This is a genomic window from Marinobacter shengliensis, from assembly GCF_003007715.1.
GTDB lineage: Bacteria > Pseudomonadota > Gammaproteobacteria > Pseudomonadales > Oleiphilaceae > Marinobacter > Marinobacter shengliensis.
In genome coordinates this window covers 893,477-908,719 of record NZ_PXNO01000027.1, presented here as the reverse complement: position 1 = coordinate 908,719, position 15,243 = coordinate 893,477, and the positions used below count along the sequence as shown (strand labels likewise).

At 56.2% G+C, this 15,243-nt stretch carries 14 protein-coding genes; 11 read left to right on the top strand and 3 right to left on the bottom strand.

The window, feature by feature from the left end:
- Nucleotides 1-99 precede the first annotated feature (99 nt).
- Genes gspE through gorA form a run of 11 tightly spaced genes read left to right on the top strand, consistent with a single transcriptional unit; the run spans nt 100 to nt 9,953 of the window.
- Nucleotides 100-1,590: a type II secretion system ATPase GspE gene (gene gspE, locus C7H10_RS17295; RefSeq protein ID WP_230714764.1), complete on the top strand. Its 1,491-nt coding sequence runs from the start codon at nt 100-102 to the stop codon at nt 1,588-1,590.
- A 3-nt stretch (nt 1,591-1,593) separates the two neighbouring features.
- Nucleotides 1,594-2,808 (top strand): type II secretion system inner membrane protein GspF, encoded by a 1,215-nt coding sequence (gene gspF, locus C7H10_RS17290; protein ID WP_058091060.1) that lies wholly within the window; start codon nt 1,594-1,596, stop codon nt 2,806-2,808.
- A gap of 54 nt (nt 2,809-2,862) precedes the next feature.
- On the top strand, nt 2,863-3,315 hold the full coding sequence (gene gspG, locus C7H10_RS17285) for a type II secretion system major pseudopilin GspG (protein ID WP_061333402.1): 453 nt from the start codon (nt 2,863-2,865) through the stop codon (nt 3,313-3,315).
- 6 nt (nt 3,316-3,321) lie between these two features.
- Nucleotides 3,322-3,852, top strand: a complete 531-nt coding sequence (gspH, locus tag C7H10_RS17280; RefSeq protein WP_061333401.1) for a type II secretion system minor pseudopilin GspH — start codon at nt 3,322-3,324, stop codon at nt 3,850-3,852.
- Nucleotides 3,846-4,223 carry a type II secretion system minor pseudopilin GspI gene (gene gspI / locus C7H10_RS17275; protein ID WP_106695829.1) on the top strand — a complete coding sequence of 126 codons (378 nt, stop codon included), beginning with the start codon at nt 3,846-3,848 and terminating at the stop codon, nt 4,221-4,223. The genes gspH and gspI overlap by 7 nt, the downstream gene beginning before the upstream one ends.
- Nucleotides 4,223-4,984, top strand: a complete 762-nt coding sequence (gene gspJ / locus C7H10_RS17270) for a type II secretion system minor pseudopilin GspJ (RefSeq protein WP_106695828.1) — start codon at nt 4,223-4,225, stop codon at nt 4,982-4,984. Before gspI ends, gspJ begins: the two co-directional genes overlap by 1 nt.
- Complete coding sequence (gspK, locus tag C7H10_RS17265) at nt 4,981-5,991, top strand: type II secretion system minor pseudopilin GspK (protein ID WP_106695827.1); 1,011 nt, start codon at nt 4,981-4,983, stop codon at nt 5,989-5,991. Before gspJ ends, gspK begins: the two co-directional genes overlap by 4 nt.
- Before the next feature lie 2 nt (nt 5,992-5,993).
- Nucleotides 5,994-7,301: a type II secretion system protein GspL gene (gene gspL, locus C7H10_RS17260; RefSeq protein WP_061333399.1), complete on the top strand. Its 1,308-nt coding sequence runs from the start codon at nt 5,994-5,996 to the stop codon at nt 7,299-7,301.
- Nucleotides 7,302-7,305: 4 nt separating this feature from the next.
- A complete protein-coding gene (gspM, locus tag C7H10_RS17255; RefSeq protein WP_106695826.1) occupies nt 7,306-7,839 on the top strand; it encodes a type II secretion system protein GspM in 534 nt (177 codons plus the stop codon).
- A 48-nt stretch (nt 7,840-7,887) separates the two neighbouring features.
- Nucleotides 7,888-8,565 carry a GNAT family N-acetyltransferase gene (locus C7H10_RS17250; protein ID WP_061333398.1) on the top strand — a complete coding sequence of 226 codons (678 nt, stop codon included), beginning with the start codon at nt 7,888-7,890 and terminating at the stop codon, nt 8,563-8,565.
- A gap of 26 nt (nt 8,566-8,591) precedes the next feature.
- Complete coding sequence (gene gorA / locus C7H10_RS17245) at nt 8,592-9,953, top strand: glutathione-disulfide reductase (RefSeq protein ID WP_106695825.1); 1,362 nt, start codon at nt 8,592-8,594, stop codon at nt 9,951-9,953.
- Nucleotides 9,954-9,966: 13 nt separating this feature from the next.
- Here the strand turns inward: gorA and C7H10_RS17240 are convergent, their stop codons facing one another.
- The 3 genes from C7H10_RS17240 to C7H10_RS17230 all read right to left on the bottom strand — a co-directional run bounded on the left by C7H10_RS17240 (nt 9,967) and on the right by C7H10_RS17230 (nt 15,145).
- A complete protein-coding gene (locus C7H10_RS17240) occupies nt 9,967-11,898 on the bottom strand; it encodes a HAMP domain-containing hybrid sensor histidine kinase/response regulator (protein ID WP_106695824.1) in 1,932 nt (643 codons plus the stop codon).
- Nucleotides 11,895-12,701: an ABC transporter substrate-binding protein gene (locus C7H10_RS17235; RefSeq protein ID WP_244178323.1), complete on the bottom strand. Its 807-nt coding sequence runs from the start codon at nt 12,699-12,701 to the stop codon at nt 11,895-11,897. Before C7H10_RS17235 ends, C7H10_RS17240 begins: the two co-directional genes overlap by 4 nt.
- A gap of 224 nt (nt 12,702-12,925) precedes the next feature.
- Nucleotides 12,926-15,145: a TonB-dependent receptor plug domain-containing protein gene (locus C7H10_RS17230; protein WP_106695823.1), complete on the bottom strand. Its 2,220-nt coding sequence runs from the start codon at nt 15,143-15,145 to the stop codon at nt 12,926-12,928.
- Nucleotides 15,146-15,243: the final 98 nt, after the last annotated feature.

Genomic DNA, 15,243 nt, shown 5'->3' with positions numbered 1-15,243 from the left:
CTAAAGAATTAAAGGATTTTTCCGGCGCCGGAAAGTCCCAGAAGAATAATGAATGATCTGACGGAAACAACGAGGAAGACCTTGACCACCGAAACTGAAATGCAGCCGCAGGATGCGCCGCTGGGCCGTCTTCCGTTCACCTTTGCCAAGCGCAACGGTGTCATTCTTACCCGCAATGAAGACGGTGAAGCGATTATCCTGGTGCGACCGGGTGCGTCCCACTCTGCACTTGCTGAAGCAAACCGGATCAGTGGTGGTCGGGCCCGCTTTACCACAATTGAAGCAAACCGTTTTGACCAGGCCCTGAACGCTGCTTATCAGAATGATTCAGCCGAAGCCATGCAGATGGTGGAGGGTATTGGCGATGACATGGACCTGGCGTCGCTGGCGGATTCTGTGCCGGAGACCGAAGATCTTCTGGAGCAGGAAGACGACGCCCCGATCATTCGCCTGATCAATGCCATTCTTACCGAGGCAGTGAAAACCAACGCTTCGGACGTTCATATCGAAACCTATGAAAAACACCTGGTGGTGCGCTTCCGGGTGGATGGCGTGCTACGTGAGGTGGTTCAGCCCAAAAGGGCCCTGGCGCCTTTGCTGGTTTCCCGCATCAAGGTCATGGCAAAACTGGATATCGCTGAAAAGCGGGTGCCCCAGGATGGCCGTATTGCGCTCCGGGTTGCCGGCCGGGAAGTGGATATTCGGGTGTCCACCATGCCGTCATCCAGTGGCGAGCGAGTGGTGCTGCGTTTGCTGGATAAACAGGCGGGCACCATTCGTCTGGAATCGTTGGGCATGGCGGGAAATGACCTTAAGATTCTGCGCAAACTCATCTACCGGCCTTATGGTATTTTGCTGGTAACCGGCCCGACCGGTTCCGGTAAGTCGACCACCCTGTACGCGTCATTGCAGGAGATCAACGATCGCAGCCGCAATATTCTGACCGTCGAAGACCCCATCGAATACAACCTGCCCGGTATCGGCCAGACCCAGGTCAACACCAAGGTGGATATGACCTTCGCCCGGGGGCTTCGGGCTATCCTGCGCCAGGACCCGGATGTGGTCATGATTGGTGAGATCCGGGATCTGGAAACCGCGGAGATTGCCGTTCAGGCCAGTTTGACCGGTCACCTTGTGCTTTCAACCCTGCATACCAATACTGCCGTAGGTGCCATTACCCGCTTGATGGATATGGGCATTGAGCCATTCCTGATCTCCTCAAGCCTGGTGGGCATTGTTGCCCAGCGCCTGGTTCGGGTGCTGTGTACCCATTGTCGCGAACCCTATACGCCGACCGAAGAACATTGCGAATTCCTTCAGCAGGACCCGGCCAATCCGCCCACCATCTATCGGGCCAAAGGCTGCGAACACTGTAACCAGCTGGGATACCGTGGGCGTATTGGTATCTATGAGGTGGTGGAAATTACCGAAGAAATCAGCACGCTGATTCACAAACGGGCAGGGGAGATGGACCTGGAGAAAGCAGCTCGCCTTCGTAGCCCGAGCATTCATGCGGACGGGGTCAAAAAGATCCTGGAAGGCACGACCACCGTGGAAGAAGTTCTGCGCGTTACCCACCGGAGCCAGTAATCCATGCCAGCCTACGTTTACAAAGCGCTGGACCAACGGGGAAAGCAAAAGCAGGGTGTACTGGAGGCAGACGCTGCTCGTGCTGTGCGCCAGCAGTTGCGGGAGAGAGGGTTAACCCCGCTGACCGTTGAACCGGCCGTTGACAAACAACAGGCCCGAACCAACCCGTTCAGTAATCGAGGTTCCCTGAGTGCCGCGGACCTTGCCCTGGTAACCCGCCAACTGGCCACCCTGATTCAGTCAGGCATCCCCATCGAACAGGCACTCAGCGCAGCCGCCCAGCAATCCACCAAGCCCCGCATCCGTAGCATGTTAATTGCGATTCGGGCCAAAGTGATGGAAGGCTACACGCTGGCGGACAGTTTTGGTGAGTTTCCAAGAGCATTTCCCCGGCTTTATCGCTCCACCGTTGCTGCCGGTGAACACGCCGGGCATCTGGACCTGGTACTGAACCGGCTGGCGGACTACACCGAAAACCGTCAGGAAGCCCGGCAGAAAATCCAGCTGGCCGCGATCTACCCGATCATTCTCAGTGTGGTTGCTATCGCCATCGTGGTCTTCCTGCTGACCTACGTGGTGCCGGATATCATCGAGGTGTTTGTCCGGCAAGGACAGGACTTGCCCGGGCTGACCATGGCCATGTTATCGGTGTCGGAATTTCTCGGCACTTATGGTGTCTATCTCTTTATCCTGTTGATGTTGGCACTGGTTGGTTTTCGGGTTGCCCTGAACAAACCCGGGTTCCGGATGAAATTCCACAAGCAGTTATTACATCTTCCGTTGTTCTCGGGCATGGTTCGGGGTGTGAACACGGCGCGCTATGCAAGCACCCTGAGCATCTTGACCACCAGTGGTGTGCCACTGGTGGAGGCCATGAAAATCGCCGGTGAGGTACTGTCTAACGACTACCTGCGTAAAGAGCTGAAAGATGCGGCACGTAAAGTCAGCGAGGGCGGCTCGTTGCATCGGTCGCTGGATCAGACTGGCTACTTTCCGCCAATGATGTTGCACATGATTGCCAGTGGCGAGGCCAGTGGTGAGCTGGACGGCATGTTGGAGCGCACTGCCCGGATGCAGGAAAACACCCTGCAGTCGAAGATTGCAGCCATTGTCGGCCTGTTTGAGCCGTTGATGCTGCTGGTGATGGGCGTTGTGGTGCTGATCATCGTACTGGCGATCATGCTGCCCATTTTGAACATGAGCAATCTCGTGGGCTAACGCCTGCCATGAAAACGGATTAACCCAAGACCCAGGTCAATGATGAGTGGAACAATGAGTATGAAACAGAACCCGAACCCGGCCCGTAACAAAGGCTTCACGCTGATTGAAATCATGGTGGTGATGGTCATTCTTGGCTTGTTGGTAGCGATTGTGGCGCCCAACATTATGGGCCGTAGCGACCAGGCGAAGGTGACGGTAGCCGAAACCCAGCTCAGCAATATCGCTAACGCCCTGGACCTCTATCGCCTGGATAACAGCCATTACCCGTCTACCCAGCAAGGTCTGGAAGCGTTGGTGCGCCGGCCCAGCGGATCACCGGAACCCCGTAACTGGAACGCAGACGGCTACCTGAAAAGCGTCCCGGAAGATCCCTGGGGTAACGAGTATCAGTACGTGAGCCCCGGAACGGAGGGGCCCTACGATCTTTACTCCTTCGGCTCTGACGGTCAGGAAGGTGGTGAAGGCGATGCTGCCGATATCAGCGTCTGGAAAACCGGGAACTGATCGATTGTGAAACGCAGGGCGAACCAAATCGGTTTTACGCTGATTGAAATTCTGGTTGTCCTGATTATTGTCGGGCTTCTGGCCGCGTTGGCGGTGTTCAACATGGCCGGAAGTTCCCAGAAGCGTGAGTTGGAGAATACCGTTCAGGATCTGTTCCTGCTGATGCAAACCGCATCGGAACAGGCAATCCTGAACAATCTGGAGCTTGGGCTTTTAATCGAGGACGACAACTATCGATTCGTGTCGTATCAGGATGATACCGGTGAATGGAAGATGTCCGGGGAGCGGCTGTTCCGTGCCAGGCCCTTGCCTGAATGGCTAACCCTCACTGATTACATTGAAAACGACGCGCCCCGCCTGACCTCGGCAGAAGATCGTCTGCGCCCGGACGTGGTGTTTTTCTCCAGTGGCGAAACCACACCCTTTATTCTTGAGTTCACCATCGGCAGCAACACCGACGACATGCACGTGATCGAGTCCGACGGTGTATCCCCGCTCCAGTGGCGCAAACCGGGTAGTGAGGATGAGGCATGGTAAACCGCGCCGGAGGTTTCACTCTGCTTGAAGTGCTGATTGCCTTGCTGGTGTTCGGTTTGATAGCCACTGCAGCGGCGGAGGTAGGCAGTCAATACATTTCAAGCTACGAACGGGTTCGCGATAAAACCCTGGCCGGCTGGGTGGCCGATAACCGGATCAACGAACTCCGTTTGCAAGAGGCGTTGCCGGGCATTTCCGAAAACTCCGATGATCAGGATTTCGGCCAGTACCGGTGGCGGGTCACCACGGTTGTTCAAGGTACCGCCGAGCCGAGCATGCGCCGGGTGGAAGTAACCGTTGCCCGCTACACTGACAGTGGGGGCGATCCGGTTCCTGTGCATACCCTGTCAGCATTTCTTGGGGAGAAGTGATGCGCTCCCGTTCAGGCTATTCAGGTCTTCATACCAGTTCCGGTTTTACCCTGATGGAAGTGTTGATTGCGGTGACCATCACCGCTGTTATCGGTCTCGGAGTCTGGCAGGTGATCAATGGCGTGGTGACTGCGCGGGACCGGGTGAACGACGTGTCTGGTGAGTTCGAAAACCTCCAGAAAACCATGTTATTGCTGGAGCGGGACCTGAACCAATTGGTTAACCGGCCGATTCGGGACGTCTACGGCGACTTCCGGCCTGCACTCAGCAGTCGTGAGGACGCCTTTGAACTGGTATTAACCCGCCAGGGCTGGCGAAACCCCCTCGGCCTGAGGCGTAGTGGGCTGCAACGGGTTGCCTGGGAATACACCGGGACCGAGCTTCGGCGCCGCTATTGGCCGACGGTTGACCAGGGACAGGAAGACAATAGCCAGGATCTGCTGTTACTGGACAACGTGGTGTCTCTTGAAATTCGCTTTCTGAACAGTCAACTGAACTGGCAGGATGACTGGCCGTCAGATCAGGACCTCGCCAGCCTGTCTCCCGGTGCCAGGCCGGTGCTGCCCATGCCGAGGGGCATTGAAATTACTCTGGAGCATGAACTGTTCGGAGAACTGGTCAGAACCTTTGCCCTGGCTGACTTTGACCTTGCCCAGGCACAGGCCGTGGTTAACCAGCAGCAGGAGGCAACTGGCAACTCGGATACCGATGAAGAAGAATCTCAGGAAGTTCAGGATACCCAGCAAGGGGCCGGCACATGAAGCGGCAACCAGTCAGGAGTAAGCCGTCCGGACAGCAGGGCGTAGCGCTGATCATGGTGCTGCTGGCCATGGCGCTGGTGGTGATGCTGGCCACCGGCATGAGCAGGCAACAAAGTGTTCAGGTATTCAAGGCCGGGCATTACCTGGCGCAGCAGCAGGGACACAGCATCGCTCTGGGCGCCGAGGAGTTCGCCCGCCGCATTCTGGTACGCGATTTCGAGCAGGACCGGGAAGATGGCGTGATGGTGGACAGCCCCGATGAATTCTGGGCTCAATATGCCGCCATCCTGCCACTGGACGACAACGGTGTGGCGGAAGTTCAGATAGACGACCTGGCAGGGCGCATCAATCTCAACGACCTGGTCACCCCGAACGGCCAGGTGGACCCTTTGACCCGCGACAGACTGGTGCGGCTGTTCCGGGCTCTCGGCATTACCGCTGTGTCAGTCGACGCACTAATTGACTGGATTGATGCAGATGACCAGACGATCAGTGCCTATGGCGCCGAAGATGGCCAGTACTTGATAGCGGAGCCGGCGTATCGGGCGGCCAATCAGCCGTTTGTGTCAATCACCGAATTACGCCTGATCGATGGGATGACTGAGGAGATCTATGTGGCGCTCAGGCCCCATGTCAGTACGCTGCCGGTCAGTGGTATCGGGATCAACGTGAATACCGCCACTGGTGAGGTGTTGATGTCGTTGCACGATGACATGACGGAAGCTCAGGCAGAGTCAGTTCTGGCTAAGAGAGAAGAAGAGCGGTTTGAGAATTTGCAGGATTTCCTCGCCTTGCCAGAGTTTTCCGGTATGGGCCTGAAAACCACCGGGCTGACCTTGCAAACCCGTTTTTTTGAAGTTGTTTCACGGATTACCTACGATAATCGTGTCGTTAATATGGTCAGCACGGTATTCAGGAGTCCGGAGGGTGAAGTCCGGACGGTGCACAGGGATTCCGGGCAAAAGAATCGCATCACCAAAGAGCCATATACATTCTCAGAAGGATAGCCATGTCTTACCGCCTTTTTGTTCGGCCGGTCCCGCCCTTCGCAGACCTGGACCAGAACCCGGAATCACAGCTGTTCAGCTGGCTATTACAGGATGCCAGTGGCGATACCCAGGCCAGTGGTGCGGCAGATACCCGGGATGCGATTGAGCAGACCCTGGGCCAGAATGCATTGGAAAAAGTGCTGCTGATTGGCCTTATTCCGGGTGACGAAGCCCTGTTTTGCCTGGCTGACATTCCCGCCAAGCAAAGCCGGTTCGTACACCAGGCGCTGCCATACGCGGTGGAAGAACAGATTGCCCAGGACATCGAGAGCGTGCACTTGGCGCTTGGCCGTCATACCTCGGATGGATACCATGTCGCGGCAATAGATCAATCCCAAATGGGGCAGTGGTTAGAGCTGTTTACAGGTTGGGAGCATGTGCGCCTGGATGCCATTTACCCGGATGCCTCCCTGTTGCCGACAACCGATAACGGCTGGACCGCCTGCCTCGACGGCGAGTGGGCCATGCTGGTAAGTCATCGAGGCGAGTGGCTGCGACTGCAGACCGCCAATCTAGGCATGCTGGGTGTTACCCTGGCGGCGCCAGCCACTGAAGAAGTGGTCGCGGAGATACCGGTCACTGTTTATGGAACCGAGCCCGAGCTGGAACTCTGGCAGCCGGCATTGTTGGAACTGAGCGGTGCCGATGGCCGGGTACATCTGGCGCAGAAGCCTCTGGAATTTACGGCGTTGGAGCTGCTGGCGTGGTCCCACCATCATCATATGTGTCACCCGGTCAATCTATGCCAGGGCGCCTTCTCCGTTAAAACGAACGGCAGCAGCCCGTTGAAGCCCTGGAAGCCACTGATTGCGGTTGCGTCCGTCTGGTTTGTGATTCAGCTGGGGCTTGAGATTGGTATGGGTGTGTATCACAACCAGGAGGCCGAGGAGCTGCAAAGCCAGGCCATGGCCATCTACCGTGACGCCTTTCCCGCTGACCGCCGTACCCACGCGGGCAATGTGCGCCGGGTGATTGAGGGCCAGTTGAGGGTGGCCGGCGCTGGCCGGGAAGAAGTGGATTTCATCACCCTGATGAAATACACCGGAGATCAGTACAGCCGGGTTGCGAATGCTCAGGCGGTTACCTTTAATTCCATCAACTACAGCCGGAACCGGGGAGAGCTAGTGGTAGACGTCCGGGCCGACAGTTATGAACGGATGAGTAATCTGAGAAACGGCCTGGCCAATCAGGGATTGCGTGCGCAGATTGGTTCTGTGGTTAATGAAAGCTCCGGCTCCCGTGGCCGGTTGACGGTTTCGGGAGGCTAACGCCATGTGGGCACGAATTAAAGACCAGCCGGCGGTCGGTAAGCTTATCGCGAGATACGATCAACTGCCGGTGCGGGACAGGCAGGCGCTGGTGATGCTGGGCATTGCTTTGCTGTTGGCCATTCTCTATTTTGGCATCTGGCGGCCTGTGGCTGATTTCAGCAACCAGGCGGAAGCCAGTCGTGAAAATGCCGAGCAACTTCTGGCCTGGATGCAGGCAAACCAGGCAACCATTCGTCGCCTTGGTGGCGCAGGTGCCGGTTCATCGGCGGGGGCCGGCGTTGAAAAGCCCGAGGACGGCCGGGCTCTGATGGCCCTGGTTACCCGCTCCGCAGGTGAAGCGGGGCTTTCGCTGCAGCGATTTGAGCCAAGCGGCGAGTCTGCCATCCGGGTCTGGCTTGAAGCCGCACCGTTCGCAGAGGTAGCGGCCTGGCTGGAACAGCTTGACGCCCGGCATGGGGTGATCGTAGATCAGGCTGCCATGGACAGGGGAAATGAGCCGGGGCGGGTATCCGTGCGGCTGACACTGACGATCTGAAAGGGGCATGCCCCAAGCTGACCGGTCATTCCGGAGGAGCGCGAGTAAATGCGTGATAAGCAGGAAAACAATAATAATTCTGATGCTGTCGTGGTTCGTCTTGATGAGACTGCCCGCAACGAGGCCCAGTCGATTCTTTGCCATGCGTACCGGGAAGATCCAACGTTCCAATACCTGTTTGATCATCGCCGGGCCGGTTATGACCAGCGGGTAAGAGCCACGGTGAGAGAGCTGATTGACCTGTACCTTGAGCTCAATCAGGATGCCGTTGGTGTGATGAAAGGGGATACCCTGATTGCCGTGGCCTTCATCGGCGACCCGGAACTCCGGATGAACCTCGCCGAGCAGCTTAGCTGGCGAATTCGCATGGTGCTGACGGCGGGGTTTGCCTCGACTCGCCGATACCTGGATTACCATCAGAAAATCCGCGACCTGTTGCCGCACCCGCAGGCTCATCAGTTGCCTTTGATGGGGGTCAACCCAAAATACCAGAATCAGGGGTATGGTCGGGTTTTGCTCAAAGCGGTCGAGAAGCTTTGTGAGGAAAATCCCCGGGGCAAGGGGCTGGTACTGGATACCGGTAACAGCCGATATCTGCCGTTTTACGAATCCGAGGGCTTCCGCAGCCTGGGTAAGATACGCCTGGGTGATTTTGAAGATCATGTCCTGTTCCGGGAAATTGGATCTGAAGCTAGTGACGCCCGGAACGAGGCAACGCCGCATTAACACAGTATTTGTCATCAGGAGTGAATGTGTCAGACAGCCATGATTTTGATTTGATCGTAATTGGTGCCGGTTCCGGTGGGGTCCGCCTGGCTAGAATGTCGGCACAGCGGGGCGCGAAGGTTGCCGTGGTTGAGTCCCGCTACCTGGGGGGTACCTGTGTTAACGTTGGCTGTGTTCCGAAAAAACTGTTTGTGTACGGCGCCCATGTTCATGACGAACTGGAAGATGCCGCAGGCTATGGCTGGCGAGTTCCGCTGGATCAGGTCAGCTTCGACTGGCCCACACTGGTGGCAAACAAAAACGCTGAGATTGAGCGCCTGAATGGCATCTATGGCCGCCTGCTCGAGAATGCCGGAGTTGAGATCATCAATGGCACTGCAACCATCAGTGATGCCAATACCGTCACGGTAGGCGAGCGGAGCTATCGCGCAAAACACATCACTGTTGCGACTGGAAGCTGGCCGGTAGTACCGGATGTTCCCGGTAAGGACTGCATTCTTACGTCCAATGAAATGTTCTACCTTCCGCAATTACCCCGTCATGCCGTGGTTTGGGGTGGCGGTTATATTGCGGTAGAGTTCGCCGGCATACTGGCCGGGCTTGGGGTGGAAACCACCCTGTTGTACAGGGGGAATCTGTTCCTGCGGGGCTTTGATAACGATGTGCGCCGGTTCACCGAGCAGGAAATGCGGAAAAAGGGCGTCGACTTGCGTTTCAACGCAACCATCGAATCCATTGAGACTCAGGGCGCCCACTATCAGGTTATGTTGTCTGATGGAGAACGCCTTGAAACGGGCCTTGTAATGGCAGCAACGGGCCGGAGAGCCCTGGTTGATGGTCTGGGGCTGACAGAACTGGGTATTGAACTCAACGCTTCGGGTCACATCGTTGTGGATGACCACTTCCAGACCTCGGTACCCTCAATCACAGCGCTGGGCGATGTCATCGGTACACCGCAGCTCACTCCAGTGGCACTGGCCCAGGCCATGGTGCTGTCTCGTCGGCTGTTTGGTGACGGTCAGGGCGATATGGATTACAGTGCTATTCCGACCGCTGTGTTTTGCCAGCCGAATATCGGTACCGTTGGTCTGACTGAGGAAGAGGCCAGGGAAGCCGGGTACAGGCTGCGCATTTACCGTTCAGAGTTCCGACCGATGAAATACACATTGAGCGGACGGGACGAGAGATGCCTGATGAAACTGGTGGTGGACGATGAGACCGACAAGGTGCTCGGCGCTCATATGGTGGGGCCAGACGCCGGCGAGATCATTCAGGGGCTGGCCGTTGCTATCAAGGCCGGTGCCACCAAGGCGCAGTTTGACTCAACCATGGGTATTCACCCGACCTCAGCGGAAGAATTTGTCACCATGCGTGAACCGGTAGCGTAAGCTCGCCGGTTCTTTACAATCGAATCCAGCGGCTTAGTACTTCCCTGAGCGTCTCGCGGCGTACCGGCTTGGGTATGTAATCATTCATGCCGCTGGCCCGGCAGCTGGCCTCGGTTTCTGTTGAGACATCAGCCGTCAGGGCGATGATCGGCGTACCGCATTGGCCGTTCCCCTGTTCCCATTCGCGAATCATTCGGGTTGCCTGGTAGCCGTCCATCACCGGCATCTGGCAATCCATCAGGATGACATCGTAGCCTTCGTGTTTGTTTTTTACCTTGTCGACCGCTTCCTGGCCGTTATTCGCGGTATCGGTTTCAAAACCGAGCTTGTTCAGCAGCGTGGTGGAGACCTTCTGGTTCACCTCATTGTCCTCGACCACCAGGGCCCAGGATTTTTTTCCTAACTGCTCCCTCGGGATATCCGTGAACTCCGGTTGAACCGTGGCCGGGGCATCCGCCAGCTCAAATGGCAGCTCAAAACGGAACGAGGAGCCCTCTCCGAAATCTGATTCCACCTGAATATGGCCACCCATCAGTTCCACCAACCGCTGAACCAGAGAGAGCCCCAGTCCGGCGCCGTCATGGGCACGGGTGTTACCGGAGTCAACTTGCTCGAATGTGTGGAAAATATTGTGGAGGCGGTCACTGGGAATACCCGCTCCGGAATCACTGACTGAACAGCCGAAAAGCACACAGCCGCTCTCAAGCGATAACCAACTTGCGCGAACACTGACAAACCCGTTCGCGGTATATTTAATGGAATTATCCAGCAGCCCTGCCAGAATCTGTCGGACTCGAGGTGCGTCGCCAACCACCACCGGTTTGTCTGGCCAGTCTCCCAGAAAATTGATATCCAGTGCCAGGCCTTGCTGCTCTGCTGCATGGCGATAGGAAGCCGCACAGTTGGCCAGAATGGACCTTAGATCAAACTCCTGGTGTTCCAGTTCCAGAGTGCCGCTGTCCATGCGGGCATAATCGAGAATATCGGAAATGACGGTAAGCAGGTCCTCTGTCGCCTGCCGGGCAGTGCCCAGGTAATCCCGCTGTCGCTTGGTTAACGGTTCCTCCTGGATTAACTCAACCATTCCCAGTACCCCATTGAGCGGGGTTCTGAGCTCGTGGCTCATGGTTGCAAGGAATTCAGATTTGGCATGGCTTGCCAGTTCGGCCTTTTCCCGGGCCTCTTCCGACACCGCGAGGGTCTGGTCGCGAGTGGTTCTGAGCTTCTCCAGATGGTCCGCCAGCTCGTTCAGTTGTTTCTGTATGGCGACAATCTCTTTGGAGTTTCCCTTGGTGGTCACGGGCTGGGAGTCATAGTCGCCGGTAATCAGTTGATCAACCCGGCTTGCCACCTTGCGAATGGGCTGCAGGATATTATTGAGGAAATGGTTAACCAGAACGATGGTGAACAGCAGCATGGCGACACCAACTGCGATAGAAGACCACAGAATACTCTGCTGACGATCGGCCAGCACGCGCGGTTCGACGCCCACTTCAACTGCACCAACCCGCAACGAACCAGAACTGAACCCATAGCCGGGGTTGAACCAGCCAGTGCCTGCTCCAAGGTCCAGGGGTTCCTGAAGGATTTCCGCAGAATAAATATCGAAGTTATGGTGTCGCTGTGACGAGCTGTCAAGACTATTGCTGACAAAGCCGAGTTCTTTTCCGACCACATCGGTTACGCGTATCCACTCGGCTTTGCTTCGCCGTAGTGACTGATTCAGTGTCTGCTCCAGGGCTGCAATATTGCCGGAAACCACAGCGTACTCGAGTGCCGGGGCCAGGCTGTCCGCCAGCATCTGGCTGCTTTCAGCCAGGTCGGTACGCGCGTCCTCCAGCCGGGCCGAGGTAAAAAATGCCATTAACGCAACAAACATGACAACGGCTGGCAAGGCCCCAAGCAACAGAAGTTTTCTGGACAGGGATGCATTCTGCCTGTTCATTCCAAATCCTCCTGGCTTGATAGCATCAGGTCGTCCAGATACTGCGATATCCATTCACGGCTCGGGAGCGGGATGTTGAGTGATCGGGCCACTTGCTCGTTGACCTCAACACGAAACTCGTTCGGATACGCGGGTTCAGGAAGAATCCCGGTTTCAAAGTATGCCTGGAGCAATTCGCCAGCCTTGGCAGCCATCTCAGGAAATGGGGCATAGCCGGAGGCCAGTACGCCCGCCTTGACATAAGCCTGGCTGGGACCAATGACAATCCGGTTTCGCCGATAGGCTGTCAGCAGGATGTGCTTGATATTTCTGGGGTTGTAGATGGCGTCGTCAGAGCCCGCCAACAGGAAGTCGCCATAGTTCAGGGCCCGGATCAGCGTCGGGATCAGTTGATCGTCGCTGTCCGTAACAAACACCCGGGCTTGGAGATTGTACTCCGCAAGCTGATCAATCAGGTCTTCATAGATTTCCACAGAATCGGTGGATGCCAGCAAGGCTATGCGCTTGGATTGGGGCAGAATTGCCTTGCCAGTGAGGGCCTGCCGCAATAACGGAACGTCATAGAAGACAGCAGACACCTGTCCCGGAGTGCGGTTAACGTACCCTTGGATAAACTTGCGCTCTACCAGCAACGCCAGTATCGGTGTGTTCCTGTTGATCTGACGAATACGGGTAAATGCGGCTGGGCCAATAGTGATGACGGGGCTGCCTGATGTACGAGGGCTTTGATCATCATGGATGAACACCAGTTCTGCCGTATCTCCGATCTGTTCACGTAGTAGGCGGGTAACATGTTGGTCCAAAGATGTGTTGCCTGAGCCTGCAATGTAGATAGTCGGTAGTGTTGGCTCACCGTTCTGACCGGAGACAAAAGGGGACCATGGCAGCAGAAGCATCAGCGCCGCCACCATCGCGGCTCGGCTGATCCCTTGCAGGACTCGTGGCAGTTTAGTGTCAGAAAATCTGGATGAGATCATACCTTCCCGGTTGGTGTGCTATCCCGTTAGTCAGTCCTTTCAGCATAGTGTCAGAACCGAACTCCTGCCTCCACAAAGAACTGATTGTGGTCCTCAATGTTGTTATCGGAACTCAGCTCGGCTTCCCGGTTCAGATAGTGTTGCATGGTAAAGGCCACTTCAGCGGTATACCGCGGCTGATAGAAGCGCTTGGCAACTTTCGCATCAATGCGCTCGAATTGACTACGCCCAAATTCGTCTGCCCAGTAGAAGGCGGATGAGGCCTTGAGCCCCCACGGCAGGTCCTGAATCAGTGCCAGGCTGCCGGAATGTCGCACAGAAAGCCGGGTCAGCAGACTGACCGCCTGGTCCTGTTTTCTGATATCAAGGTCACCGTCCTGGTTGATGATTGGCTGACCGGTGTACCAGGTATCCTGATCCAGGTAGCCGTAGCTGGCACGGAAGGTTGTGCCGGGGTATTCAATCATCGCTTCCACTTCAAAACCTTGCTGATCCACGGCAACGTTGTTGTCGATGCTCCAGTCCTTGAGCTGAATAACACCGCTGATCATGTCCCGCATTTCATCCTTGAAGCCCCGCACTTCCAGAGACAGCATAGCCCGCTCTAGCGGGAACTGGCCGAAGTAGCTGACTTCCCGGGAAATGATTCGTTCTTCCCTCAGGTCTTTGCCGAGCGTAAGCCACCCCAGGTCTTCGTACGCATCCGCGGTTGTTACCCTGCGGCCCTCAAGATCGGAATAAATCGCAGGGCGGACATTGCGGAGGGTGTAGCCCCAGTCCGGATTCTGCTCGAAACCATCCGGGGTTCTGACCGCCTGGGAATAGACAAAGCGGAGGGCGTGCCGGCTATTGAGGGTGAAATTCGCAGCCAACCGGGGCGAGAAGTAGTGATCGTCTGTTGTGCTTGTGCGCTCCCAGTTACCGCCTGCGTTAAGTGTCAGCCAGTTTATCGGCGTATATTCCACGTTGCCGAAGAAGCGGGACTGGTAATTGTTACCCCGGCCGTTGAAATAGGTTTCAGAGCGGAAGGTATCTTTCCGGAATCCCGCGCCAGAGACGATTCTCAGGTCGTCGCTGAGCAGAATGGTATCCTGAAACTCCAGTTCCAGGCGGGTATCCTCTGAATCCGCGTCTACCTGGGCAATGGCGGGTGCGCCACCTCCGTCCACAAAACAGAGCCGTTCTCGACTGCCATCCGGGAAATAGGTGTACTGATACAGCGGTGTGTTGTCTCTGAGGCACTGAACGGTACTATCCGGGAAACCAACAACGTACTGTTGGCGTCGGTCAAAGTTCTGGACACTGGCCATTACGTGGAAAAAATGGCGCTCGGAAGCAATAACGTTCAGTTTGGATTGCAGGTAGTAGTCCCGCACATCAATATCAGGATTCTCGAACGGGTTCAGCTCGCCGCTTTTATCCTTGTCCTGGTAATTCATGCCATCCACAACGCCGCCCCGCAGTTCAACATCCGTGCGGTCGTTGATCTTGACGCGGGAATCATAGGTAAAGGAGTTGATGTCGTGGCCATCATGGAATGGAAAGCGTTCGCCGCCGTCTACCTGGTAGTCGAAGCCATCAAACTTGCGCTTCTCATAGGTAAGTCGCCAATCGAGATCCGGATCGGCATTACCCACTGAACCAAAAGTACGCAGATGCCCCCGAGAGCCCCGAACCACCCGTGCTTCCACTCCGGCGGTATCGGCCGGGTCCCGGGTGATGATGTTGATGGTGCCCAGGAAGGCATTGATACCATAGGCGGCTGAGTTGGGCCCCCGAGCGACTTCAATGCGTTCAATCATGTCCAGTGGTACTGGCATGGTTTCCCAATCCATATCGGAAAGGGTGGCCTTGTGGGCGGTACGACCATCTACCAGCACCTGCATCCGGCGCTGTTCATAATGAACGGTGCCATGGTAAGTGGTAACCGGTTGGTGGCTACCAACGAAATTGACCACCATGCCCGGAACCAGGCGGAACACCTCGTACAGGTTCTGGATGCCAAGGTCCCGAATCATATCACCGGTGATCACCGTGGTGCTTCCGGGAACCCGGGTTTTTGGCTGGCGCAGCCGGGTGGTGGTCAGCACCTCTGGAATGTCATCGCCGAAAGCCACCAACCCATTGCTGAACTCCGGAAAACCGGTATCCGCGCCGGCATTGCCGGTCGAGAGGGCTAAAATGGCTGAGGCAAGCAGGGAATGGCCGAAGGTTCTGCGCATGCGGAGTCGGTTAGCGCGATTTTCTGACAGGTAATTCGTAATGCGCATGGGTGTCGTTCTATAATTTGCCGAGCGGACTGATTTATTGTGATTCTCCCTGAATCCTAGGGGAGAACGATTGATTTGTCTCTATAAAGATTACAGAT